We start from the raw sequence: 23,674 nt of genomic DNA, 5'->3' as shown, positions 1-23,674 counted from the left end.
CCGACATCATGGAGCGTCAGACAACGTTCTCAACGCAGTGTCGTCCAGCCGCCCGGGTGGGTGCGTCCAAGCCGTTCGATCTCGACTGGCTACAGCCAGGAAAGCATCGCTATGCACTGTTGAACCCGCTACATGTCGCGTCCAGCGATCGCGACGATCTGGATGGCCGGACGTTGCGAACGCCGAGCGTTAAGGTGCGCGATCCGCTGCTGCCCCAGTTGATCTGCCTGGAGGCGCTCTCGCTGACGCAGCGTGAACATCTGGCCCAGCGGATCGAGCAGTATGCCAAGCGCGGTCGCGCTTTCCTGTCTGCTCTGCTGCAGAGTGATGCTGACACCGAAGAGATAGTCGAGCACTTCCGGTTCACGCTCGAACAGGCCCGCCCCGGCAGCCGAAGACGCTGGTGGCTGCGCTACTATGATCCTCGAGTCTTTCGCCATCTCTGCTGGCTGCTCGAGACCGCGAGCATGGATCGCTTGCTGGGCCCTATCACTTGCTGGCGTTGGCCGGATCAGCACGGCAAATGGCATGCGCTCGCGCGCAACGAGGTGCCCGACCTGGCGATTCGTGTACCGCTGCTGTCCGCTGTGCAGTGGTCATGCATCGATCGTATGGCCTCGCTCAATGCCGTCATCGACCGGCTGGCCATGCTGAAGCCTGAGGCCGTGGCCTCATTCGATGCTTACCAGGCGTTGGACGGCCTGCTTGTCCAGGCGCAGCAAATCGGCCTTGCAACTGCCGAGGATTGCCAGCTCTACGCCGAGCAAGCCGCGCGTTTTCACCCCCATATTCACGATCACCCCGAGATGCGACGGCGCCTCGATCAGACGGTCGAGACACAGGGCAGCTACATACGCCGCTGTGAAGACCTTTCAGCTCAGTCGTTACTCGCCATGGCACGGGAACTGGAGACCATTACATGAGTGAAGCATCCGAGGACGTACAGTCGATCGCCAACTGTCGCGTATGCCAGCGCAGCGGATTGCCGATCTTGCCGCTGCGCTATGCCGTGACGCGAACCGATGGTGGCGATCAGGCCGGGCATCCTCCTGGTCCCGAGGTTAGCGGTGCTTTGCGCGATGAAAGCCTTACCGCTATGCCATTACCCCAGGGGCAGCGCTATACGCTCAGGCTGCTACGCGCCGGCTTTCTCTATGTTTTCAATGAGACGCGTGGGCGCTGGATTGGCCATATCGTTACCGACAAGGGCTACCTGATCGAGTATGTCGACGTCTCTCATGACGAGGTGATAGCGATCGACCCCGATAGCCCGCAGCCCATCGATGGCCGCTTGCAGCCGCCTGCCGACGAGCAGGAGTTTGCCTGCGCCGCCAATCCCTCGCACGCCTATCCTGGGCGTTGCGTAATGGTTCCCGATGCTGACAAGGCCGATAAGGTCTATCTGTCTTTTTCCGATGGGGCATGGACCAAGCGGGTGTGGAAAGAGCACGCGACGAATGCGAACCAGCGGCGTGACAACATGCGCCAGATCTCGCTCGCGGCATGGCGTGGCGGAAGTACACCCTACGCGGAGTCGCTGGAAAAACTGGGGGACATCGTCGCCGAGGCCGGACGTGTCTGGGCGCCGCCCGAAAGACATGGTACATCCGGCACATGGCGACCCGGCGCTTCGGGAACCTGGGAGCGTCAGGAAGGACACGCCTTCGAGTTCAGCCCATTTCCCTTCCATGGCATGAAAGAGCAGGTCGAGGGGCTGGAGCGATGGGCGGAAAAGCAGGCCGAGCCGCTGGATATGGCACCCATGCTGGTCGCGCTGGAAGACCCGGTGGGGATTGCTGCGGATCTGGCTGGTTTGATGGCAGTGCGTTTGAAGGAATTCATGAACAGTGATGGACGACGCTGGCCTCTAGCTACTGCAGCCACGCTCAACGCGTTGGAACCCGCCATCCGTGAGCAAGCCCAATTCCGTTATATCGACAAGAGGGTGGATTCGGGGCCTCTGCATCGGCCTATCTTCGCCGGTCCTGGGCAGCCTTCCTGGGAAGAGCAGCAACGTATCCATGCCTATCATGATCGTCTGGAAGCAAGCCGAGAAGCGGGAACAGACTTTTACAAGAATGAGCGTGATAAAGCACGGAAAGAGGTTTCCAAGGGAATCACTCCTGAGGAGCTCCAACGGGAAGCCGATGATGCTTGGGAGCGACACCGTAGTCGCTTACGAGATGGCCAGCCTGAATTCTGGAAGCAGACGCAGTTCAAGCCGGAGCAGGAACGTTTCGATCAGAACGTTATGTTGCCACTGGTTCATGCCCACCAAGCTTGGCTGACAGGATCTTCCATCCAAAAGCAATTCGAAGCCCACTTTGACGACGAAGATGCCGAATCAGGGCAAGCATTTACTGATACAGTGGTGTTGTGCATCCAAGACACGCAGCAGTACGGCCCTGCTTTTGAAAAGTATCTGGAGTGGCTGACTGCGCCCAGCATTACTGATGATAACTGGTTATTGCGTGGCTTCCTGCTCAACTTGAAAGTAGTGCGTAACGCTGTCAATGCACAGGCAGCGCCAAAACTGAAGATTGATCAAGTCGCCACATTATCTTGGACTGGGCTGGTGGCGAGCTACCAGTCTGCTACTGAGCAATTCCCGGACACGCAAGCGGCTCCCGGTCGACTTCTAGGTGCTGTTATGGCGCCCATGTTGAGCGCGCTGGATGAGCAAACAGTTCGACCGGCGCTGATTGCGCTGGGTGTTATTTCGGGTCGCAAGGTAACCCATACGCGTGTGTCTGGGCATGTCGACGACGCCATCGACGGTCTTATCGCAGAGATGCAGCGTGTTAACCCTGCCTTGCAAGGTGCCGACCAAACCCTGCTAAAAGAAAAGCTGCGGATCCAGACGCGTGGCAGTTACCGTAATATGCAAACGCTCGGTAAGGGTAATTTTGATATTTCAATTGTGTTTGATACGCTCTCCGTTGAGGAAATTGACACCTCTGCCGATGATCGTACAATTGCAAATCGAGTTGGTGATACGGTCATGGATTATAATCAATGGCGCCGAACTCAAGGCTCGGTTTGGGGCTCTGTTGGGGATCGCAACACTCAGCTAGGTATTGTCAGCTTAGTCTTAGGCATGTGGGCACTTAGGGCCCAAGGAAAAGCTATGGATGAGGCGACTGCCGAGAATCGCACCGAAACGCAATGGCGTTTCGGTGCTCTGGTATCCGGTGCCGTCGGTTCAGTGGCAGATATCGCTCATACCATTATGGAGCGAGTAAACCGTGTGACTAGTCGACTGTCCAAAGGGCTTGGGAGAATATTGCGCAGGGCCGCTGGAGGGCTTGGCAAGGCATTTGGCTTTGCCGCCGCGGCTATTATGGCTATGTGGGATATATATAATGCTTATGAAGAGTTCAAAAAGGGTAATTGGATCCTAGTCTCGCTTTACAGCGCCTCAGCGATCACTGGAGCCGGTGCCTTTATAGCGCTGACGCTTTTAAGTGCGACCGGTGTTGGTGTTTTGCTGGCTGCTGCGGCAATAGTGGTTAATATTTTTATTGCGCTCTGGAGTAATAATGATGTTCAGGATTGGATAGAGAAATGCTATTTCGGCGTCGAGGACTCCGATGAGAGGTTTTTCAGCTTGGAACTAGAAGCTGAGGCGTTTGAGGCGCTCGCCGGGCAAGCAGAGGAAAAATCATGAATTTCACCGGTCTAGGCCCTTATAAGTGGAAGTATAAGACAGATCGTCCATTAGGTGATGAGGAGAGGCGGAACTGCCTTCATAAGGAAGGTGCAGCTAGCAAAAAGCCTGATTATGACCTTTCTGTAATTTGTCTTAATAGTACTTACATGGAGTTGGTTGACCGATGGTATCCTAGCAAGGGGCATGCCGTAGTTTATGGGGTTATGGGTGCGACCCCTTTTGTTTTGGGCGCGGTTCTAATGCTGGTTGCTGCTTTGGAAAGGCAAGGCTCTTTTGCGATGTGGTTTGGGCTTGCGGTTTCTTTCCTTTTTTCGCTTGTAGCGATTTGTTTTTTTTGCTTGATTTGTCTTGAGGCGTTTCGGAAAACTCACTACCCTATTCGAGTTAATAGAAAAAATAGAATGGTTTATGCTTTTAATTCCAGCGGGAAGATTATTAAGGTGTCTTGGGATGATCTGTTTTTTTGCAAGGCCTCAAGCAAGTCTCCTTTAGGTGAAAGGGATTATGACATCCGCGCTCATGTCCTTGATGCTGATGGCGAAACTATTCGAGACACCTTTACTCTGGCCATGCCGCACTCGGGAGCAGAAGAACGAATTGTAGATCTTTGGGAATACGTTCGGAGGTATATGGAAGAGGATAAAGGGGTGGTGAAAAACTATGAGCTGACTCAGTTTTGTTGGCCTATCAGTGGGCGTCGGGAGGGCGTGTGGTATGGAATAATTGGTGGGTTTAGTCCCGCGGCTGTTGCTCCGTACTTAATTCAGCTACCTTTTTCTCCATATTTTGCTTTGATTACTTGGGGGCGTTTGATTGCCATGTATACGAGCCGTGTGCCACATTGGCCGGAATCTGTAGAAGCTGAGTGCAGCGTTGCCGATAGTGATCCTTATTTCAAAGACTGGAGAGATAATCCAAAATTATCTTTCAAGCAAGGCATGGTGCCTGTAATTGGATTTGTTATCGGCAGTATATTTTGGGGTGTCGCCACTTACTATGCAGTGACAAGTCTGTTGCATGCTATGTAAGCTCCTTGTCCATTCGGGCACACTGGCTGCTGACCTGGCGACCGAACTGATAGGTGGTGGGTTACTTGCTGCGCAAGTACTGGTCACCGTAGCAGATAGCCCGCACACTGAAGCGTATGTTTCCCAACGATTCACATCGGCAGGTCTCGCATGAGGCCATCTACAACGCGCTCTAAGTGATGCCCCGCGGCAGTCTCGAGAAAGCGCTCATCGCCTGCCTGCGGCAGGGCAACGGCAAGCGTCGCTCACGCAGTCGTGGCAAGGATCGACGCCAGCAGATTCCCGATTTGGTCAGCCTCCACATGCGCCCGCCTGAGATCGAAGACTGCTTGATGCCTGGCCACTGGGAGGGCGACCTCACCATGGGTGCCAACAATCGCTCCGCCGTCGGTACGCTGGTGGAGCGCACCACACACATTTGGTGATCTTGGCGAAAGTGGATGGCACCACGGCCACGGCCACGGCGGCCGTTGGCTTCAGCGATAAGCTCAATAAGGCAATGAGGTGCCGCGAGCCCTGCGGCTGTCCATGACCTATGACCAGGGCAGAGAGGTGGTGAAGCATGCCGAGATCACGCAGAAGACCGGCACGGCGATCTACTTCGCTGACCCGCATAGCCCGTGGCAGCGGGGTTCCAATGAGAATACGAACGGGCTGCTGCGGCAGTATCTGCCGAAGGGCTCGGATCTCTCCGTCTACAGCCAGGAAGAGCTCGACGAGATCGCCGACTCACTGAACACGCGGCCTTGCCAGACACTGGACTGACGCACGCCGCTGGAAGTCTATGCCGAGGTGCTCAAGAAATCTGTCGCTAGACCGAGCACCCTTCAATAGCGTTGCACTTGGAACTTGAGACCGCCAAGCCATGGACGAGGCTACTACTCACGAGCGCACCGAGACACAATGGCGTTTTGGGGCGTTGGTTGCGGGTGCCGCTGGTTCGGTTGCGGATACGGGACATGCCATTCTGGAGCGCTCCAGTCGGATGGGCGGACGACTGGCACAGAAAGCCGGCAAGGTCTGGCAAGGTGTGTTCCGGATTGGCGGGAGATTACTAGGCTTTGCGGCAGCGGCAGTTATGGCATTTTGGGATGGGTATAATTTTGTTGACAAGCTGAAAAAAGGTCAGACTGGGATGGCAGTGCTTTATTTGGCATCAGCCGTTACCGGGCTTGGTGCATTTGTCTTTCTGACTATATTTAGCGCAACGGGGGTGGGCTTTTTGTTTGCGGCCGTTGTGATAGTGGTTAATATTTTTATTGCACTATGGTCTAATAGTGAACTGCAAGACTGGATGGAGAGATGCTATTTCGGTGTCGAGGACTCCGGTGATAGGTTTTCTAGCTTAAGAGCAGAAACAGATGCATTTTAAGCTCTTGCCCAACAACAGGAGGGGGGCATGAATTTTACTGGGCTGGGGCCATATAAGTGGGAATATAAAGTCGATCGTGTGCTATCTGATGAAGAGAGGCAGAATCACCTTGAGAAAGGAAAAAAGGCGAGTGAATGCATTTGTGATGATCTCTCCGTAATTCGCATCAATAGCACGTATCTAGAACTCGTTGATCGGTGGTATGCCGACAAAGGGCATGCGGTGGTTTATGGTGTTATTGGAGCAGCCCCTGCTTTTGCCATTGCTATAATGTCTATAAATGCGATTCCGGATGTGAAAGGAGGGGTTGCAACTTCCTTAATAGCTGCCACAGTGCTTCTAATGGCAGTTTTCTGTTTCGCGTTTCTTTACCTTGTTCACTTCGAGGCTTTTCGAAAAACACATTATCCTATTCGGCTGAATAGAAAAAATCGCATGGTGTATGCCTTCAAGCCTAATGGAGATATTGTCCGTGCATCTTGGGATGATCTTTTTGTTTGCAAAGATAGTCACTATGTACCCTTAATGGGCCGCAGGTTTCACGATATACGCGCTCACATCCTGGATGAGGATGGCCTGACAATTCGGGAAACTTTTACGCTGGGATATCCATATTTCGGTGACGAGGATCGTCTCCCTCCTCTGTGGGAATATATTCGTGGTTATATGGAAGGCGGCAATGGTGTTGAAAGGAGTTATGAGGCCACCAAACTTTGTATGCCGGTTGGTGAACGCCGAGAAGGCATCTATTTCGGTATCGTTCGAGGCTTTGGCATAGCGGCTTTTTCACCTTTCATTGCACAGACATTGATGTCCCCAATTTGGGCGGTGATTACTTGGGGGCGAATGATTGCCATGTACACGAGCCGTGTTCCACGTTGGCCACAGGAAATAGAGCAGGAGTGCAAGGTTGATGATGATGATTCTTGGCGTAAGGATTGGCGTCACAACAAAAAGCTTGCTTTTATTGAAGGCCCATGGCCGGTGATCTGGTTTGTGATTGGTAGTGCGGTCGCCCTTAGTGCTATTTACTTAACGATCACCAGTATGGCGAATGCCATGTGAGTATTGTTTTCCGACTTTCGGCAGGTTGACGCTTCGGGAGTCTGGGGATGTTGATAAATATGCACTCTTTGTCAATAGTTGCGCGCGTATAGCGGCTGTGGGGCTGCTGTTCAGTACAGTATCTACATTGTTTGCGCGAGACGTCATGCAAGACGCTGATGTTTTTGCCGACGAAGAAGCCGCCGGGCGCTATTATGCCAGCGGCGTTGGGTTGATCGGTGGCGTCTTGAATACTGCTGAAACGGGTATACAGCGGGCAATTGCTGTTAATAGTATCAGTGCGGATAGTCAAGAAAGTGCGGTAGTACGAGCAAAGTGGTATGGACGTTTTGGACGTTTCCTGGGGGCCGGAGCCACCTGGGGGTTTGCGTACTATGATTTCAAAAATATGGCAGAAAACATTAGAAAGGGAAACAGAGGATTGGCTTTCCTTTACTTCTTATCGGGAGCGGTGAATACGCTTTTAGGTTTTATGTCTATTTTTGTTAGATTTTTCGCTGGCTGGGCGGGGTTGATATTTATGATTGCCTTAGGTGTGGCTTTGTTAATAGAGGCGATCAAAGATAGTGAGGCGCAGATCTGGTTGAAACACTGTTTTTATGGTAGTGAGGACCGCTGGCCTAGTGTCAAGATAAGTGACAAAGAACTACAGAAGGTATTGGAAAACTGATCATGAACAAAGCTCAGCAAAAGATACTTGAGGCAGTCGGTGTTCTTGGTAAAAACAGAGATAGTTTTTCAGTATTTTCAAAATCGCATATTTTCGACGTAAAGGAGTGTGGCAGAGAAGTCAAAGTGCCTGACTTTGTTTGTGCTCGGGAAAGTAACTGTTTGGTGTTGTCAGAGTCTTGGTTCCGTGAAAGAGGGCTGTATGTTTCTTGGGGCACACTAGGCGGAATCGTATTGCTAGTTTTTTTTCTATCTTTCCCGCTGGCAATGCCATGGATTTACGACGTTGAAGTTGATGCTGGTGGAGTCGTTGCACTGTCTTTTATGGCGTTTCTTGGTCTTTTGTTTTCTTACCCCCCTTTTATTTGCTGCGAAAAGCGAGCTAAAGATCCAAGGTCTTCAGTACACAATATTTAACCATGGCTCTAAAAAAAATTATTTCGTTAGTGATGTCGACTTTCAACCAAAAACCTGTCGCTGGGATGAGTGCACGTTCTGCCTTGCCTATTCTGCTGGAAGTATCGAGGGCTACTATTACGAACTCAAGGGGTACTTATTCCATGATGATGGTAGCGTCAAAGATAGTTTCTCGTTCGATGACTATCATTATATGATTTCCAATAGTGATAGTGCTCGCCAAGCAATGATCGATGACCTTTCGGCTCGTTTCGAATATGTGCGGCGCTTCATGGAAGAAGGTCCTGATTCGGTGGAGCCTGTCTCGGGGCGTCTTGATTTGCGGCCAAGCCTGTCTGAGGCGGCGCACCGTTTTCAGCCCCGCTCAAAGAGATCTGACGGCAAGAAAGCTCATTTTATTTATTCGGCAGTGCGCGTGATTTTTTTGATTCCTTTCAGCGTTCAGGTTGTGGGGCATTATTTCTTCTGTCGCTATTGCCGTCTGCCGAAGTGGCCACAGGCGGTGATTAATGAATGCGGAGAAGAGGTTTTTCCTAAGCGGTAATTTTCTAGCGCGCGTTCACAATGTGTCACCAGCGATAGCAACTTCATGCCGATACCGCTCGATGGCCAACTGACGCCCAGCATGGAAAAAAGCAAGGCATGCCGACGTTCCAGCGACTGGCAGATGGCGCGCTGCGTGACCATCAGCCAGCCAGAAAAGATCACCCAGGCCTGGTTGGCATTTTCGGATACCGACTGGGACGCAACCGTGCGCGATCGCATCGCTCAGGACCCCGCGACCCGCATGCAGCCGCTCAACCCGTCTCTGTGTATCTCCCCCGCCGCTGGCCAGCCACACACCGCGCCGCTGTCGGCGGTGAGTGACTGGGTGAGCGAATATCGGCACAACGCGTGGCAAAGCTTTCGCAGCACCGTGGCCGATGAGGATGATCCGCACAACACCGCTGAGTTCGAATCCGTCTATCCGTTTCACTGGCGCGCCATCGAAGCCGACGATCTGGTCGAGACAGCCGAGCGTAAATCGCAGGGTCGCGCCATTCTCTTCGCAACCCATGACCCGCGGGGTATCACCGTCGAGCTCAATGCCGAACAGATTCAGGCGGTGTCAGCGTCGCTGCAGCGTTTCAGTTGGCGGCTATCATCCTGGGCGGGGATACAAACCATACGCGAGTCAGTGGGGAACCAAGCCGAAAAGCGCCAACGGCAATCCGTGCTGCTGCGTGATCCAGAAATGCTGGAATACAATGAGCTACAGTTGCAGCAAATCAACGCACGGATCGAAATGGCAGGCCCGAGTGAGCAACAGTTGCGATTCAGAGATGAATTACAAGAAGAAAACGACATTATTGCAGCCAGGATAGCGCACAAAGAGGCGAGCTCGGAGCGACTGACCGATGAGAGTATCAAGGAGGTCCGGCAGGCTGCCTGGGAGGAAACCCGGGAAGGGCAGAAGTTCCTGGCGCGGACTGACAAGCAAATCGAAGACGACTATCAAAGTGTCAAGGAAACTCTCAAAGCCGATTCCGAGTCGATAGACATACCACTCTCTCAAGATCACGCGACCTGGCTGGACTCTCCCGATCTGAAAAGGATCTTCTCGTCGGATTATCGGACGGACGAACTCGATTCCGGGGTGAATTACGTCAACCACTTCGTTGACTGCATCGACGATGCCGCTGATCGGGAGGAGTGTGCCGAAATACTGAGGACATGGGCGAGTGCGGGTAACCCCACCGACCCTGAAAACCCGTTGCTACGAAGCCTCGGGCATAACCAGGATGACCACCTGGCGGAGATCGACAGCGCGCCGCCCCTGACCGTACAAAGCGCTGTAACGATTCTCGACAAATTCAACGCCGCATGGCAGAAAAGCGCCAAAGCGATGCTGAACCCGGAAACGAGCGAAACCGCGGGGCGCAACGCCTTCACCAGACTGATCTATCATTCCGGAGCGCCGGTTGCCAAGTTACTCTCCCAGGGTGTCGACGGCACTGCGAAGAACATCTATCTGATGGCATCGATGTTCTCCACCGATCAATGGATTGTGGAGCGCCCCTTGAGGGGCACGCCTACGCAGTTCGTCAATCTTCTGGCCGAGGAAATGCGTCTGGCCATCCCGGCGAACAAACGGCCCAGTCGACTTCAGATGCAGCGTGCGCTGCGAGAGATGCTAAAAAGAACAGGCCAATACGACCAGCTCGGCTCTCAGCACTTCGTCTTCGTGGATCGCGCACGCCTGGCGGCAATCGGTGACGGCCAGGGGGCCGGGCGCTCGACAGCGGAGAGAATCTTGCGCTCTCGTGAACCTATCGTTCTGACCCCGCGTAACATTCGCGAAGGCATCATGCCGGGCTTCCAGCAAGCCATGAATGGCGAAGTTAGAATGAATGCGGTCTCCTTGTTCTTCTCGGGCATCTCCTGGTACTACGCGGGCAAGGCACTGGATAGTGCCAATTCATTCAGCCGCCGCGAGCTGTCGGTCAAGTTCTGGGCCTCGCTGGCCGGTGTCGTCGGTGGCCTGTGCGAGACAGTAGAAGCGGGTGTTAAAGGTCTGGAGTCAGCAGGGCGAAGAATTTCAAGTCGTGTACTAAATATTTCGAGCGGTATTGGTGTGCTTGGTCGCGCCTTAGGCGCGGGCGTGGCTTTCGTCTTTGCTGTATACGATGGGCTACATGCATTCGAAGAATTTAAAAAGGGGAATATGGGGCTGTCTTTTCTTTATGGGGCTTCGGCTGCAGGTGGTATCGCTCTTGGTTACATTGCGATAGCCTCTGGTGTGTTCTCATTGCTTGGCGTGCTTTTTATCTTGGCCGTTTTGGCTATTAACTTTCTAATAGGCCTGCTGCTGGATTCAAAGGCGCAGCAATGGCTAAGCCATTGCTTTTATGGTGGTGGAGAAAGGTTTTTGACTATAGAAGAATCTCAGAAAGATCTTGAAGGCGTCTTTAGAGGATAGCACATGACGAAGCGTGATAGGATATTTAAAAACGTAGGGATGCTTCCTAAATATCAATTTGAACTTCCCTCTAATGGCAGGGAAAAGCGCTTTCCCCTTGATGGTCCAGCTGCTGAAGAAGCCTGGCCATCTCGAGTTACTTTGTTTTTTAGCGGTAGCCTGCTGAGTTTTGCTGATTCTGAGTTCCGGCGGAGAGGGCTTTATCTGAGTTTGGGGGTTGTGGTCGGGGGCGGATTGATTGCCTGGTTTCTAGCCATGGCAAGCTTGCCATTTATTTATCCTCTCGCTCCCTTCTGGGCAATCCCTATATTTGCCTTGATAATTTTGCCTCTTGCGGTTGGCGTTTTGTGGTTGGCCTGGCAGGAGATTAAGCGTTACGCCATTTCTCCCGTTGTTTTTAACCGTCGCACGGGTAACGTGCATTTCTTTAGTATCCACGACGGTCAACCGGTGACTTATCCGTGGGATAGTTGTACATATTGCATCGTGCCCAAGCGAAATGGTGGTCCTGAGGGAAGTTATCATGAATTGCGTGGTTACGTTCTTAACGAATATGATGGCGTTATAGATAGTTTCTCCATCGGAGAAGAAGTTATCAATCTAGGGCGAAGGTCTAACGGGTTCGTAGAGCGCTGGCTTAGTTGCCATTATGAGTATATTCGTAAGTTTATGACACTGCAGGATATAAGTGGCTTAGATGAGCCTGAGGAAGAGGATTATGTTTCCCTCAAGCCCAGCTTCAAACAGTCCATGAACTTGGTGCAACCCAAGGCTGAGCCAAAGTCTCTTGTGGTTAAGTTTCTTTTTGCTTTTATTAATGTTGTAATATTCGTGCCTAAGGTGGTTGGTGGTGCGGGGCATTACTTCTGTTGCAAGTATTGCAAGGTGCCGCAGTGGTCTCAAGAGATCATCGATGAGTGTGGTCCGGAGATAGTTCTCTCTAATCGCTAGAGATCTCGTTTTGTAGGGCGAGCTAGCATGAGTAATATTGGGTGCTGGTTCGCCTCGCTTGCTTGTTAAAAACCCTGGCGCATGCCCCACATTCAAGTGTGGGCATTTCCCATGTGCTTGGATGCCCGAGAAGTCAGACGACGCCATGGTGAGGCATATGAAAAGGCGAATTCAGGTTTTGAAAAGCCTGGGGATGATACCTAAGTATCAATTCGAGCTTCCTGCTGACGGTAAGGAACGGCGTTTCTCTCTAGATGGACCGGCTGCTGACGATGCTCGGCCTACTCGTCTCACACTATTACATAGTAACGAGGTGCTTGAAGTCGCCGATTCTGAGTTTGAGCGGAGAGGGGTTTATCTTGGCTGGTGTGGGGGGGGAGGGGTGGTTGTTTTGTGCCTTTTCTTTTTTTTTTGCTAGCTTTCCATTTTACACCCACATGCCTTTGTGGGTGATACCTGTTTTTGCACTGATGGGATTGCCTTTAGCTTTTGGTTTTTTTTGGCTGGCTTGGAAAGAAGTTAAAGGCTATGCTATATCTCCTGTTGCATTTAATCGTCGCACGGGGAATGTTCACTTTTTTAGTATTCATGATGGCCAACCTGTCACCTATCCTTGGCGTCGCTGTACCTTTTGTATCGTGCCAAAACGGGCAGGCGGGCCCGAGGGACGCGACTATGAGGTGCGCGGTTATGTATTGAGCGAGTACGATGGTGTGCTGGATAGCTTTTCTATTGGCGAAGAAATGATTAATCTGGGTCATGTTACTGGAAGCATGACGGAACGTTGGTTGAGCTACCAATTCGAGTATGTTCGTCAGTTTATGACCTTGCAGGATATTAGTAGCTTGGATGAGCCCAAAGAAGACGACTATGTTTCCCTCAAGCCTAGTTTCAGGCAGGCAATGGAAGTCGTTGACCCTAAGGTGAAGTCAAAATCGCTAGTCATTAAGCTGTTGTCTGTTTTGATGAGTGTGGTCACCTTTATTCCCAAGGTGGTTGGTGGCGCGGGGCATTACTTCTGTTGCAAGTATTGCAAAGTGCCGCAGTGGTCTCAAGAGATTATCGATGAGTGTGGCCCGGAGATAGTGCTTTCTAATCGTTAAAGATCGTTTTTCGAGTGTGGTCAGAAAATGTTGGGCGCTTTTGGATGGTGGTGTTCGCTATAGGACTGTGTTCGGGTCGGGAGGTTTGGGAAGACTGTTTAAAGAAGCGTGGTTTTGCGTTTCAAGTACTGCTGAGTTGCTTCCTGAGAAGTATCAAAGCGTTTCTTGTATGTGATTTTTGGGTTTTTTGTCGGGCTGCGAAGGGATCAGTCTGAGACAGTGGAAGCCGTCGTAAGTGTTCTCGAGTGCGAGCCTCGCAGCATCTTCTACAAGTCGGATGATGCAAAGGCTGTTCTCTGCGTGCCTTGTGTCTTAAATAAATTTTTGGTTGCGGGTCAGTGCAGGGCTGATAATATTTGCCGCTCGCCAGGGTGTGTCAGTCTTTTATTTGTTGGAGAGCGCTATGAAAACGGTCTTTCTGGGGTTGGGGATTACCTCCCTTTGGTGGTTGGGTTTGATCAATGGCCTCTATATGGAGCCCGGTGAGTCCGTGCCGGATGTCTTGATCTACCTGACCGGGGCCTCTTGGCTAGTGGCTCTGTTGGGCGCGCTGATGCTGTGGAGCGGCAAGCACAAGACAGGGTTCATCCTCGTGATCATTGGCTCTATCTGCTTCGTCCCGCTGGGGCTGATAACCGTTTACGGGGCGCGCCGTGCCAGCAGCCGGAGAGATGATGCCTCGCTCGACAAGCGCCGCGCGCTGGCTGAAGAAAACTCACGCTGAAACGCATTCGGATATCGAGGGAAGCAACGTGTCGACGATTTCACAAGGGCAGGAATTTTACGCCAAAACACAAGCGCGCCTGATGCTGGGTGTTGGTGGTGTTGCCCTGGCGCTTGGTTTGTTCATGGCGGTGAGCTTTACCACCGCTCCCGTTGCACCCATAGGAATGGGCGGGCTTATGGTGGGCATGGCGTGCTGGTTTCACTTCTCTCCCGTTGCTCGTATCGGAGCCGACTATCTTGTGTTCCAGCCGGCCCCTTTGGCGCGTACTCGCACGATTCTCGACAGCGAAGTGGAGCGTATCGAACGCAAGAAGAAGGTGCTTCTGGTGCATTATCGTTATCACGACGATAAATTAGAAAAATCTTCTCGCAAGATGGCGTTCGCCATGAACATGCTGACAGCCGAGGATCGGGAGATGTTGCTCGAGATCTTGGCGGCACGTTTTGAGATCACTCAAATCCTATAATGCAGGGCAGCTTCGCGAATCGCCCTACTATTCGCGGTACCCCAAGCATCGGTTCACGCCCTACGACAGCGCCATCGAGGTTTACGAGACGCTGTTCGGGCCATTCTGAACGCCGATATCCCCCCTCCTCGTTTCATACGCCAACCCGGCTCCCCGCATTACGCGTTTGACTGCTCCGCCAGCTTGCTCACCGCAAGCATTACCCTTCACTTCTCCGCGGCTCACTCGTCGATCAGCCCGCCCGCCTCGTGGAACGGGTAGGGCCCGGCGTAGTCGCCGATTACGGCATGGTGAGTGGTCAGCACCTCGTCGCGCCACAGGTGCAGGTGATAGCCCGGCGGCTCCAGTACGAAGGCGGAATCGCCGTCATCGCGCAGGTCCAGCGCCACCTGGTGCGCGGTGCTGGGGCAGCAACTGGCGAGGGTGCCGGCGAAGCGCTGGAAGAGGGTGCGGTGGACATGGCCGCAGACGATGCGCTCCACGTTGGGATAGGTGCGCACCAGCGCGGCCAGCGCGTCGCGGCCGCTGAGGCCGATGGCATCCATGTGGCCGATGCCGGTGGCGAATGGCGGGTGGTGCATGAAGATCAGCGTGGGGCGTTCGGGCTGCTCGGCGAGCCGATCGGCGAGCCAGTCGAGCCGCTCGGTGCAGAGTTCGCCGCGGCTCTCGCCGGGAACCAGAGTATCGAGCCCGATCAGGCGCAGCGGGAAGCGCTCGACGACGTACTGGATGAACGCTTGGTTCGGGCCTCCCAGGTAGTCATGGGTCGGGAAGGCCGCGCGCAGGGCCTGGCGATCGTCGTGGTTGCCGGGAATCAGGTACCAGGGTATCGCCAGTGGCGCGAGCTGCTCGGCCAGGGTGGCGTACTCCTCGGGGCGGCCGAAGTCGGTGAGATCGCCGCTGATCAGGACCACATCCGGCCGCGGCTCGAGGGCATTGAGCGCAGCCACCGCCGGGGCGAGATAGCGGTCGGTCTCGACCACCCGGTACGCCTTCTGGCCGGGGCGGCGTAGATGCAGGTCGGTGATCTGGGCGATCAGCATGGCAATGGCTCCTGGGCCGATGAAGAAGAGACGAGACTGATGCCGACGCGCTCACCCGGCTGCCAACCGGCGCTGGCCGCTGCCAGGGCGGTGAAGCGCTGGCCGTCGTCGAGGGTCAGTTCGAAGCGCACGTGGCTGCCGAGGAAGAAGCGCGCCTCGATCCGCGCCTCGAGCCCGCTGCCGGGGGCGTGGAGACGAATCTCGTGGGGGCGGAAGGTGAGCGTGTCGACGCCATGGTGGCGGCGCACTGCCTCGCCCTGCAGCCGGCACAGGGTGCCTAGAAAGTCGGCGACGAACGGCGAGGCCGGCTGGCGATAGAGCGTCTCCGGGGTGCCGAGCTGTTCCAGCCGGCCGGCGGACATCACCGCCACGCGGTCGCCCAGCATCATCGCCTCCTCCTGATCGTGGGTGACGATCACACAGGTGATGCCCAGCCGACGCAGCAGCGCCGCGAGATCGACCCGCAGCTGCTGGCGCAGGCGCGCGTCCAGCGCGGTGAGCGGCTCGTCGAGCAGCAGCACCCGGGGTTGGATGGCGATCGCCCGGGCCAGCGCCACGCGCTGGCGCTGGCCGCCGGAGAGCTGGTCGATCCGGCGTTCCGCCAGCGCTTCCAGCTCGACCAGCGCCAGCATCTCGCTGACCCGGCGTTTGCGGGTGGCGGCATCCACGCCGCGGATCTTCAGGCCGTAACCGACGTTGCCCGCCACGCTCATGTTGGGGAACAGCGCATAGCCCTGGAAGACCACGCCGACCCCGCGCGCCTCCGGCGCCACCCCGGTGACATCCATATCGCCGAAGTCGATCCGGCCACCGTCGTCGGCCTGCTCCAGCCCGCAGATCAGGCGCAGCAGGGTGGTCTTGCCGCAGCCGGAGGGGCCGAGCAGCGCCAGGGTCTCCCCGGCCTGCACTTCCAGGTCGAGCGGTTCGAGCGCGCGGGTGCCGTCCGGCCAGGTCTTGGCGCAGCGGGTCAGGCGAATCGCCAGCGCCTTGGCGGTCGGCGTCTTGGCGGTGCTGGGGTGGGGCGGCGCGCCGGTCGTGCCGGTCGTGCCGGTCGCCACCGAGCGGGCAGGTGTTGCGATGTTCATGTCGAGGCTCCGAGGGCCAGGCCGCCGCTGCGGGTCGAACGCGCGGCGAACCACTGCAGGCCGATCATCAGCGGCAGCAGCATCAGCAGGAAAACGAGGGTGTAGGCGGAGGCGACTTCGAGCCGCATCGAGGCGTAGCTGTCGGCCAGCCCCACCGGCAGGGTCTTGGTCAGCGGCGTGTGCAGCAGCCAGGTCAGGTTGAATTCGCCAATGGAGAGCGTCACCACGGTCAATGCTCCGGTGACGATGCCGCTCTTGGCGGCCGGTACCACGATATCGAAGAAGCGCTGGCAGCGGCTGGCACCGAGGGTAGCCGCGGCCTCGTCCAGGGTGCGCAGATCGGCCCCCTGCATGCCGGCCCGCGCCGCTCGCACCATGAACGGCAGGGTGAACAGCACATGGCCGATGACGATGAAGGCCACGCTGCTGCGCAGCCAGCCGACGCTGCCCCAGGAGACGATCAGCGCCAGCGCCGTGGCCAGCCCCGGCACCGCCACCGGCAGGGTCAGCAGCTCCTCCAGCAGGCGCGCCAGGCGGCCAGGGTAGAGTGTCAGCACCCAGGCCGCGGGCACGCCGAGCGCCAGGGTCACGCCGAGAGTGATCAGCGCCACGGCGTAGGAGCGCCAGATCGTGTCGGCGTAGAGATCCCAGACCTGGGCGACCCACTTGAGGGTCAGACCGCTGTCGAGCCCGACGAAATAATTGCGGGTCAGCCCCGCGCTGACCGAGAGCAGTACCGGGCCGATCAGAAAGGCGGTGACGGCGAGCGTCACGGCCAGGCCCAGCCGGGTATCGAAACGCGAATGCGTCATGGGTGAACTCCTGCGGCCATCTCAGCCTCCCCGCGCCGCGCGGCCGGCAACCGCATTGGCGGCGTAGAGCACCGCCCAGGTCGCCAGCCCCAGCACCACGGAGAGCGCCGCGGCGACCGGGATGTTGGCGTAGTTGGTGAACTCGTCGTAGATGGTGATCGGCAGTACGTCGATCCGGGTGCCGAGGGTGAAGACCGTGCCGAAGGCGCCCATGGCGGTGGCGAAGCACATCGCCCCGGCGGCGGTGAGTGCACTGGCGAGTGCTGGCAGCTCGATATCGACGAACCGCCGCCACGGCCGTGCCCCCAGCGTCTGCGCCGCTTCCAGCCACTGCCTGTCGATACCCTCCACCGCCGCCATCAGCACGCCGATGGTGCGCGGCAGCAGAAAATAGAGATAACCGATGAACAGCCCCGCCATGCCATAGGCGAGTACTGTCGGCTCGCCGGTGAGCGCCCGCGAGAGCGTGTTGAGTAGGCCCTGGCGGCCCGTGGTCAGGATCACCAGAAAGCCCACCACCACGCCGGGGAAGGCGAGCGGAAACAGCAGCAGCGCCATCAGTGCCCGCCGCCCGGGGAAGTGCGGATGCCGGGCCAGAAAGCGGCTGACCGGCAGCGCGATGGACAGGGTGGCGAGGGTCGCCCCCAGTGACAGCACCACCGTATTGGCCAGGCTCTGCCAGTAGCGCGGCTGGGTCACCACCAGCCAGTAGGCCGAGCTCTCCATGCCCTGGGGCGTTGCCGCCCCCAGCCCTGCCAGCTTGGCCATCGGCAGCAGCCAGAAGGCGATGAACAGCGTGGTGGCGGGTAGGGCGATAGGCAGCCAGGCGCGGCGCCCCACCAGCTTTGCCCGGCGACCGCCCCGCGTGGCGAGCGGGGCGGCCCGCTGAGAGGCCCCAGCCATCACTCCACCTCTTTGGTGTAGCGCTGGGAGAAGGCGCGCTGCGCCGCCGCCATTCGGGCGTAGTCGACGGTACCGGCGCGGGCGTAGTCGCTGGCCGGGAGGAACTTGCTCTGGGCTTGCTGCGAGATTGCCTCCGCGCGTACCGGGCGCAGGTAGGCGTTGGCCCAGATCGCCTGACCCTTGTCGGAGAGCACGTAGTCGAGCACCTTCCTGGCCGCCGCGGGGTTCGGGTCATTGGCCACCATGCTCATCACGTAGGGCACGCTGATGGTGCCCTCCTGCGGGATCACGAAGCGCACGTTGACGTGGTCCTGGTAGCGCGCATGATAGGCGTTGAAGTCGTAGTCCAGCAGGATCGGAATCTCGCCGGAGAGCACCCGGGCGTAGGCGGTCTGCTTGGGCACGATGGGGTTGTTGGCCTGCAGCTTCTGGAACCACTCGATGGCCGGAGTGAAGTCGTCGAGGGTACCGCCCAGGGCGCGGTTGACGGCGACCGCGCCGACATAGCCGACGAACGCCGAGCTGGGGTCGAGATAGCCGACCATGCCGCGGTACTCGGGTTTGAGCAGGTCGCTCCACGACTGCGGCACCGGCAAGCCGTTCAGCGCGTCGACGTTGACCATGAAGCCCAGGGTGCCGGAGTGGATCGCGAACCACTTGCCGTCCGGGTCCTTGAGATCGGCGGGGATCGCGTCCCAGTGCGCCGGCTTGTAGGGCTGCACCAGACCCTGCTCGGCGGCCTGGATGCCGAAGGTGACGCCGTAGTAGACCACGTCCGCTACCGGGTTGTTCTTCTCGGCGACTAGCGAGGCCAGCGACTGGCCGGAGTTCTTGTTGTCCTGAGGTACGTGAACGCCGGTATCGGCCGCGATGGCCTGCAACTGGGTGCCCCAGTCGGCCCACTCCGGCGGGCAGTTGTAGCAGATCGCGGTATCGTCGGCGGCGTACACTGGTAGCGAAGCCAGCATCACGGTGGTCATGCCCAGCGCCAGACAGGCAGCGCGCAGCGTCTTGTTCAGCATCTCATCGTCCTCGAATGCCGCCGGGGCGGCGTGGTTGGAATTTCATGGCGAAAGTGAAATCTCATGACGAAAGTGAAATTTCATGGCGAAAGTGAGTCTCACGGCGGAACGGGTGCGGTGACGGTGCCGCCGTCGAGCAGCCGGTGGGGGAGGCGCTGCGAATGGCTGGGTCGCCCGGCGAGCGCTGCCAGCAGCTCGCGACAGGCGTGGCTGCCGATCTCTCGACTGGGCTGATGCACGCTGGCCAGTGACGGCACCATCAGCGCGCCGAAATCCATGCCGTCGAAGCCGCATACCGAAAGGTCGTCGGGTACGCGCCGGCCGAGAGTGGCCAGCTCGGCGATCACCGCGGCGGCGAGCAGGTCGTTGGAGCAGAACAGCGCACTCGGTGGCTGCGGCGCGGCGAGCAGCTCCTTGAGTCGGCAGCGGTCGGCGGCGGTATGGCGTGACATCGACACATGAATTGGCGCGGGCAGACCCAGCGTCTCGGCGCGCGCCATCGCCCCGGTCAGACGGCGTGCCGCGCGGTCGGAGGCGGCAAGCGGGCCGCTGATCAGGGCCAGCTGGCGGTGCCCCTGCGCGGCCAGGTGAGAGACCATGTCGCCGGCGGCAGCGTGGTTGTCGACGCTGACGCAGGGGTGCTCGTCGGACTCGTTGTAAGCCAGCACGAAGGGCACCCCGCTGCTGCCGAGCTCGTTCAGCGTGGCGCTGTCCGCGGGGTCGGCCACGGTCAGGATCAACCCCTCGACACGGTGATCGAGCAGGCTGCGCGCCGCCAGGCGCTCGCGCTCGCTGTCGTAGCCGGTGGTCGCCAGCATCACGCTATAACCGGCATCCAGAGCGGCCGCCTCCGCCCCCTCGAAGCAGGCGGCGAACACCGGATTGGCCAGGGTCGGCAGCAGCAGGCCCAGCGTGCGCGTACTCCCCGAGCGCAGGCTGCGCCCGACCTTGTTGGGGCGGAAGCCGAGCCGCTTGGCGGTGCTCAGAATGCGTTCGCGGGTCGCAGCATTGAGCAGCTCCGGGCGGTTGAACGCCCGCGACACCGTGGCCGGCGAGACGCCGACCTGCTCGGCGACCTGGATCAGCGAAGGGCGCGAGGCCATGCGCCACCCCCCGACGAAGCTGTCTGCAGGATATTCCTGAGAGGGGGCGCGGCGATCCGGCCCAAACCACAGCGTGACGACATCGACCCATCTGCCCACGGCAATGAAAACGATTGCAGCATGGGGCGACTGCATGACGCTGAGGTGACGCGGGTATGTCAGTTAGGTGAAGCGCGTGGTCGGGTGACGCGGCGTCACGTCTCCAGATGGCTACCCGGCAGACGCTCGGCGAGAAAGTCCATGAAGGCGCGGGCGCGTCGGGTCAGCGCGCTCTGCTGATAATAGACCGCGCTGACCCGCTGGGTCTGGCGTTCGGTCGCCGTTGCCAGCACCTCCACCAGCTCGCCGCGCTGACGCGGTTGCAGGGTCATGTAGTCGGCCAGACAGACGATGCCTTCACCGGCCAGCGCCAGGCTGAGCAGGGTGCTGCCGCTGGAGGCGCTGAGCGTGGGGGTGATGAGCAGCGGCTCGCCGTGGGCATCGCGCAGCGGCCAGCGGTTGAGATGGTCGAGCTGGTTGAAGCCGAGCAGGTCGTGATCCGCCAGGGACGCCACCTGCTGCGGGGTACCGCGGCGTTCGAGATAGGCCGGGCTGGCGAGCAGCCGCAGCGGGCTGTGCCCCAGGGTGCGCGCGTGCAGCGAGGAGTCTTCCAGGTCACCGATACGAATCGCCAGATCGACTCGCTGCTCGAGCAGATCGACGAAACGGTCGTGGGTGTCCAGCGCCAGCGTGATACCCGGGTAGCGGCGTCGGAACTCGCCGATCAGCGGCACGATCACCAGTTGCATGAAGCTCGGGGCGGCGTTGACCCGTAGCCGCCCCTGGGGTTGATCGTGGTGGCCGAGAACCGACTCCTCGGCGGCCTCCACGGCATTGAGGATACGCCGGCAGTGGTCGAGAAAGGTCTCGCCCTCCTGGGTCAGCTCCAGGCGCCGCGTGGTGCGCCGCATCAGCGTGGTATCGAGCTTGCGCTCGAGGCGGTTGAGCGCGCGGCTGACCCCCGAGACGGTGATGCCGAGCCGCTCGGCGGCGGCGGTGATCGAGCCGCAGTCGACCACGGCGATGAAGGCCTGCTGTTCTTCGAGAGTGCTTTTCATGATCCGTAAGCCGTCGGTAGCGGGAGGCGTGTCGGCGCGGTTTGTTGATTCTAAAGCAAGGATGACTTGTCGGGGCACGGGTTTTTCCCGCGTGCGGTTACCCCACAATAGGGCACATCGAAGGGTGACGGCGAACGGCGCGCAGCGCCCCAGGCGCGGTCACCACCAGCTATCGGGAGAGACATCGACATGAAGATACTACTGATCAACGGCGGCAAGGCCTTCGCGCATTCCCGCGGTGAACTCAACAATACCCTGCATGCGGCCGCCGTGGAGACCCTCGGTCAGCTCGGCCACGAGATCCGCGAGACGGTGATCGAGCAGGGCTATGACAGCGCGGCGGAGGTCGACAAGATTGTGTGGGCCGACGCCATCGTCTATCAGATGCCCGGCTGGTGGATGGGCGCACCCTGGAGCGTGAAGCGCTATCTCGACGAAGTGTTCACCGCCGGCCACGGCGCGCTCTATGCCAGCGATGGCCGCTCGCGCCAGGACCCCAGCCGCCAGTACGGCAGCGGTGGGCTGCTCCAGGGGCGGCGCTATCTGCTCTCGCTGACCTGGAACGCCCCCCGCGAAGCGTTCGATTCACCCGACGACTTCTTCGAGGGGCGGGGCGTCGACGGGGTCTACTTCCCGTTCCACAAGTCGCAGCAGTTCGTGGGGCTGGCGGCGCTGCCCACCTTCATCGCCAACGACGTGATCAAGGCGCCCGACGTCGAGCGCGACGTCGCCGCCTACCGTGCCCATCTGCACGAGGTGTTCGGCACGGCGACGGCTCAGTCCGCGCCGGAGCGTGCTGCTGCGCAGACGCCGGCCTAGTCTGTGCAGACGCCGGTCTCGTCCGCGTCGGCGCTGCGGGTTTCGCCCACCCCGAACCAATAGACCAGTGGCGCCAGCGCGCCGAAGGCGGCGAGGAACACGAAGCCGCCGACGTAGCCGCTGGCATCCACCACATAGCCGGCGACCAGGTTGGAGGCCGCCGCGCCGAGTGCGAACAGCGTGCCGAGCACCCCGACGATGGCGTTGTAACGCCCGCTGCCGCGGGTCAGGTCGGCGGCCACGATCAGCCACAGCACCCCGAAGATGCCCGCCCCGATGCCATCCAGCGCCTGCACCAGCAGCAGCCACACCGGATCGTTGCTGACCCCGTAGAGCAGCCCGCGCAGCGGGAGTGCGAGCAGGCCGAGCATGAACACCGGCCGTCGCCCCCAGCGCTGAGCCCTGCGCCCCGCCCACCAGGCCACCGGGATCATCACCAGCTGCGCGATCACGATGCAGGCCGACATGTAGAGCGAGGCGGCGTCCTGATCGCCGATCGTCAGGTACTGGCCGACCAGCGGCAGCATCGCGGCGTTGGCGAAGTGAAACAGCGTCAGCGCCGCGCCCAGCATCAGCAGCCGGCGGTCGCGCAGTAGCTGCAGCACGCCGCTGGTCTGCGGCGCTGAGTCCTTCGCTTCCTGTGCCACCGCGCCGCGGGCGGCGACATGGTCGATATCCGTCTCGCGGATCATCAGCGCGCTGATCAGGCTGCCGCCGGCGAACAGCAGCAGCGAGTAGAACAGCCACTCGACGCTTAGGAAGTGCGCCAGCAGCCCCGCCAGCAGTGCCGAGACCACGTTGCCGGCGTGGTTGAACACCTCGTTGCGGCCCTGGCGTTCGGGAAAGCGTCGGCGCCCGACCATGCCCAGGGTGATCGCCGCCACCGCCGGCAGCAGCAGCGCCGCACTGACCCCCATCAGCGCCTGCAGCAGCAGGATCGCGGGCAGATTGACGAAGGCCGGCAGCGTCATCAGCACGCTGCAGACCGCCACCACCAGGGTGGCCAGGGCGGTGAGCAGGCGCTTGCGGCGGGTGATGTCCAACAGCACCCCGGCGGGGCTCTGGGAGAGCATGGTGGCGAAAGTCATCGCCGACATCGCCAGCCCGATCTGCCCCGCGCTCCAGTCGAAGCGGGTCAGCAGGTAGATCCCCAGGAAGGGTCCCACGCCATCGCGCACGTCAGCGAGGAAGAAGTTCAAACCATCCAGGCCGCGCTGGCTGCGCCGCGAAGGCGTATGGGCAGGCGCGTGTGATTCGGAAGGATGGCTATCGCTGGGCTGTGGCGCTGGCGGCATGTGGCTCTCTCGGACATGCACCGCGGGCTGCGGTGAGAGCCAGTGTAGCCGGGTTGGTGCGACAAGGC

General features: G+C 58.6%; 20 protein-coding genes and 2 pseudogenes. 14 read left to right on the top strand and 8 right to left on the bottom strand.

Annotated elements, in window-relative coordinates; genetic code table 11:
- Positions 1 to 8: 8 nt before the first annotated feature.
- The 13 genes and pseudogenes from QO259_RS16920 to QO259_RS16860 all read left to right on the top strand — a co-directional run bounded on the left by QO259_RS16920 (position 9) and on the right by QO259_RS16860 (position 14,427).
- The gene (locus tag QO259_RS16920) at positions 9 to 923 is read left to right on the top strand and encodes a DUF4123 domain-containing protein (RefSeq protein ID WP_285950852.1); all 915 of its coding nucleotides are present in this window, start codon (positions 9 to 11) and stop codon (positions 921 to 923) included.
- Positions 920 to 3,667, top strand: coding sequence for a T6SS effector BTH_I2691 family protein (locus QO259_RS16915; RefSeq protein ID WP_285950851.1), 2,748 nt, complete (start codon positions 920 to 922; stop codon positions 3,665 to 3,667). The genes QO259_RS16920 and QO259_RS16915 overlap by 4 nt, the downstream gene beginning before the upstream one ends.
- Positions 3,664 to 4,698 carry a DUF6708 domain-containing protein gene (locus QO259_RS16910; RefSeq protein WP_285950850.1) on the top strand — a complete coding sequence of 345 codons (1,035 nt, stop codon included), beginning with the start codon at positions 3,664 to 3,666 and terminating at the stop codon, positions 4,696 to 4,698. The genes QO259_RS16915 and QO259_RS16910 overlap by 4 nt, the downstream gene beginning before the upstream one ends.
- Before the next feature lie 92 nt (positions 4,699 to 4,790).
- Positions 4,791 to 5,532 (top strand): annotated as a pseudogene (locus QO259_RS16905) (IS30 family transposase); the annotation flags it as partial.
- A 31-nt stretch (positions 5,533 to 5,563) separates the two neighbouring features.
- Positions 5,564 to 6,070: a hypothetical protein gene (locus QO259_RS16900; RefSeq protein WP_285950849.1), complete on the top strand. Its 507-nt coding sequence runs from the start codon at positions 5,564 to 5,566 to the stop codon at positions 6,068 to 6,070.
- A 27-nt stretch (positions 6,071 to 6,097) separates the two neighbouring features.
- Entirely contained in the window at positions 6,098 to 7,135 is a 1,038-nt protein-coding gene (locus QO259_RS16895) for a DUF6708 domain-containing protein (protein WP_285950848.1), read from the top strand.
- A 145-nt stretch (positions 7,136 to 7,280) separates the two neighbouring features.
- Positions 7,281 to 7,805, top strand: a complete 525-nt coding sequence (locus QO259_RS16890) for a hypothetical protein (RefSeq protein ID WP_285950847.1) — start codon at positions 7,281 to 7,283, stop codon at positions 7,803 to 7,805.
- Between the two features lie 294 nt (positions 7,806 to 8,099).
- A complete protein-coding gene (locus QO259_RS16885; protein WP_502949155.1) occupies positions 8,100 to 8,765 on the top strand; it encodes a DUF6708 domain-containing protein in 666 nt (221 codons plus the stop codon).
- 36 nt (positions 8,766 to 8,801) lie between these two features.
- Positions 8,802 to 11,180, top strand: a pseudogene (locus QO259_RS16880) (T6SS effector BTH_I2691 family protein); the annotation flags it as partial.
- 3 nt (positions 11,181 to 11,183) lie between these two features.
- Positions 11,184 to 12,131, top strand: coding sequence for a DUF6708 domain-containing protein (locus QO259_RS16875; protein ID WP_285950844.1), 948 nt, complete (start codon positions 11,184 to 11,186; stop codon positions 12,129 to 12,131).
- A 317-nt stretch (positions 12,132 to 12,448) separates the two neighbouring features.
- A complete protein-coding gene (locus tag QO259_RS16870) occupies positions 12,449 to 13,234 on the top strand; it encodes a DUF6708 domain-containing protein (RefSeq protein WP_285950843.1) in 786 nt (261 codons plus the stop codon).
- Between the two features lie 403 nt (positions 13,235 to 13,637).
- Positions 13,638 to 13,958, top strand: coding sequence for a hypothetical protein (locus QO259_RS16865; RefSeq protein WP_285950842.1), 321 nt, complete (start codon positions 13,638 to 13,640; stop codon positions 13,956 to 13,958).
- A complete protein-coding gene (locus QO259_RS16860; protein WP_285950841.1) occupies positions 13,909 to 14,427 on the top strand; it encodes a hypothetical protein in 519 nt (172 codons plus the stop codon). Before QO259_RS16865 ends, QO259_RS16860 begins: the two co-directional genes overlap by 50 nt.
- A 221-nt stretch (positions 14,428 to 14,648) precedes the next feature.
- On the opposite strand, the gene QO259_RS16855 is transcribed toward QO259_RS16860, so the two are convergent.
- The 7 genes from QO259_RS16855 to QO259_RS16825 form a co-directional block, all read right to left on the bottom strand.
- Complete coding sequence (locus QO259_RS16855) at positions 14,649 to 15,470, bottom strand: phosphodiesterase (protein WP_285950840.1); 822 nt, start codon at positions 15,468 to 15,470, stop codon at positions 14,649 to 14,651.
- Entirely contained in the window at positions 15,464 to 16,555 is a 1,092-nt protein-coding gene (locus QO259_RS16850) for an ABC transporter ATP-binding protein (protein WP_285950839.1), read from the bottom strand. Before QO259_RS16850 ends, QO259_RS16855 begins: the two co-directional genes overlap by 7 nt.
- The gene (locus QO259_RS16845) at positions 16,552 to 17,367 is read right to left on the bottom strand and encodes an ABC transporter permease (RefSeq protein WP_285950838.1); all 816 of its coding nucleotides are present in this window, start codon (positions 17,365 to 17,367) and stop codon (positions 16,552 to 16,554) included. The genes QO259_RS16850 and QO259_RS16845 overlap by 4 nt, the downstream gene beginning before the upstream one ends.
- A 21-nt stretch (positions 17,368 to 17,388) precedes the next feature.
- Positions 17,389 to 18,270, bottom strand: a complete 882-nt coding sequence (locus QO259_RS16840; protein ID WP_285950837.1) for an ABC transporter permease — start codon at positions 18,268 to 18,270, stop codon at positions 17,389 to 17,391.
- Positions 18,270 to 19,292: an ABC transporter substrate-binding protein gene (locus QO259_RS16835; protein WP_285950836.1), complete on the bottom strand. Its 1,023-nt coding sequence runs from the start codon at positions 19,290 to 19,292 to the stop codon at positions 18,270 to 18,272. Before QO259_RS16835 ends, QO259_RS16840 begins: the two co-directional genes overlap by 1 nt.
- A gap of 98 nt (positions 19,293 to 19,390) precedes the next feature.
- Positions 19,391 to 20,395, bottom strand: a complete 1,005-nt coding sequence (locus tag QO259_RS16830) for a LacI family DNA-binding transcriptional regulator (protein WP_285950835.1) — start codon at positions 20,393 to 20,395, stop codon at positions 19,391 to 19,393.
- A 194-nt stretch (positions 20,396 to 20,589) separates the two neighbouring features.
- Positions 20,590 to 21,492: a LysR substrate-binding domain-containing protein gene (locus QO259_RS16825; RefSeq protein ID WP_285950834.1), complete on the bottom strand. Its 903-nt coding sequence runs from the start codon at positions 21,490 to 21,492 to the stop codon at positions 20,590 to 20,592.
- A gap of 189 nt (positions 21,493 to 21,681) precedes the next feature.
- Here QO259_RS16825 and QO259_RS16820 point away from each other — a divergent pair, with 189 nt between their 5' ends.
- Complete coding sequence (locus tag QO259_RS16820; RefSeq protein WP_285950833.1) at positions 21,682 to 22,311, top strand: NAD(P)H-dependent oxidoreductase; 630 nt, start codon at positions 21,682 to 21,684, stop codon at positions 22,309 to 22,311.
- Here QO259_RS16820 and QO259_RS16815 read toward each other — a convergent pair.
- Complete coding sequence (locus QO259_RS16815) at positions 22,308 to 23,606, bottom strand: MFS transporter (RefSeq protein ID WP_285950832.1); 1,299 nt, start codon at positions 23,604 to 23,606, stop codon at positions 22,308 to 22,310. The two genes, QO259_RS16820 and QO259_RS16815, sit on opposite strands and share 4 nt — an antisense overlap.
- Positions 23,607 to 23,674 lie beyond the last annotated feature (68 nt).

The organism is Salinicola sp. JS01 (genome assembly GCF_030284585.1).
In the GTDB taxonomy this organism is placed as follows: Bacteria; Pseudomonadota; Gammaproteobacteria; order Pseudomonadales; family Halomonadaceae; genus Salinicola.
The sequence above is the reverse complement of the archived record's forward strand: the minus strand, read 5'-3'. Positions and strand labels throughout refer to the sequence as shown.

Coding starts and splice junctions, on each gene's coding strand:
- QO259_RS16920 (WP_285950852.1), top strand. CDS start 9: ATGGAGCGTCAGACAACGTTCTCAACGCAGTGTCGTCCAGCCGCCCGG.
- QO259_RS16915 (WP_285950851.1), top strand. CDS start 920: ATGAGTGAAGCATCCGAGGACGTACAGTCGATCGCCAACTGTCGCGTA.
- QO259_RS16910 (WP_285950850.1), top strand. CDS start 3,664: ATGAATTTCACCGGTCTAGGCCCTTATAAGTGGAAGTATAAGACAGAT.
- QO259_RS16900 (WP_285950849.1), top strand. CDS start 5,564: ATGGACGAGGCTACTACTCACGAGCGCACCGAGACACAATGGCGTTTT.
- QO259_RS16895 (WP_285950848.1), top strand. CDS start 6,098: ATGAATTTTACTGGGCTGGGGCCATATAAGTGGGAATATAAAGTCGAT.
- QO259_RS16890 (WP_285950847.1), top strand. CDS start 7,281: ATGCAAGACGCTGATGTTTTTGCCGACGAAGAAGCCGCCGGGCGCTAT.
- QO259_RS16885 (WP_502949155.1), top strand. CDS start 8,100: ATGCTGGTGGAGTCGTTGCACTGTCTTTTATGGCGTTTCTTGGTCTTT.
- QO259_RS16875 (WP_285950844.1), top strand. CDS start 11,184: ATGACGAAGCGTGATAGGATATTTAAAAACGTAGGGATGCTTCCTAAA.
- QO259_RS16865 (WP_285950842.1), top strand. CDS start 13,638: ATGAAAACGGTCTTTCTGGGGTTGGGGATTACCTCCCTTTGGTGGTTG.
- QO259_RS16860 (WP_285950841.1), top strand. CDS start 13,909: ATGCCTCGCTCGACAAGCGCCGCGCGCTGGCTGAAGAAAACTCACGCT.
- QO259_RS16855 (WP_285950840.1), bottom strand. CDS start 15,470: ATGCTGATCGCCCAGATCACCGACCTGCATCTACGCCGCCCCGGCCAG.
- QO259_RS16850 (WP_285950839.1), bottom strand. CDS start 16,555: ATGAACATCGCAACACCTGCCCGCTCGGTGGCGACCGGCACGACCGGC.
- QO259_RS16845 (WP_285950838.1), bottom strand. CDS start 17,367: ATGACGCATTCGCGTTTCGATACCCGGCTGGGCCTGGCCGTGACGCTC.
- QO259_RS16840 (WP_285950837.1), bottom strand. CDS start 18,270: ATGGCTGGGGCCTCTCAGCGGGCCGCCCCGCTCGCCACGCGGGGCGGT.
- QO259_RS16835 (WP_285950836.1), bottom strand. CDS start 19,292: ATGCTGAACAAGACGCTGCGCGCTGCCTGTCTGGCGCTGGGCATGACC.
- QO259_RS16830 (WP_285950835.1), bottom strand. CDS start 20,395: ATGGCCTCGCGCCCTTCGCTGATCCAGGTCGCCGAGCAGGTCGGCGTC.
- QO259_RS16825 (WP_285950834.1), bottom strand. CDS start 21,492: ATGAAAAGCACTCTCGAAGAACAGCAGGCCTTCATCGCCGTGGTCGAC.
- QO259_RS16820 (WP_285950833.1), top strand. CDS start 21,682: ATGAAGATACTACTGATCAACGGCGGCAAGGCCTTCGCGCATTCCCGC.
- QO259_RS16815 (WP_285950832.1), bottom strand. CDS start 23,606: ATGCCGCCAGCGCCACAGCCCAGCGATAGCCATCCTTCCGAATCACAC.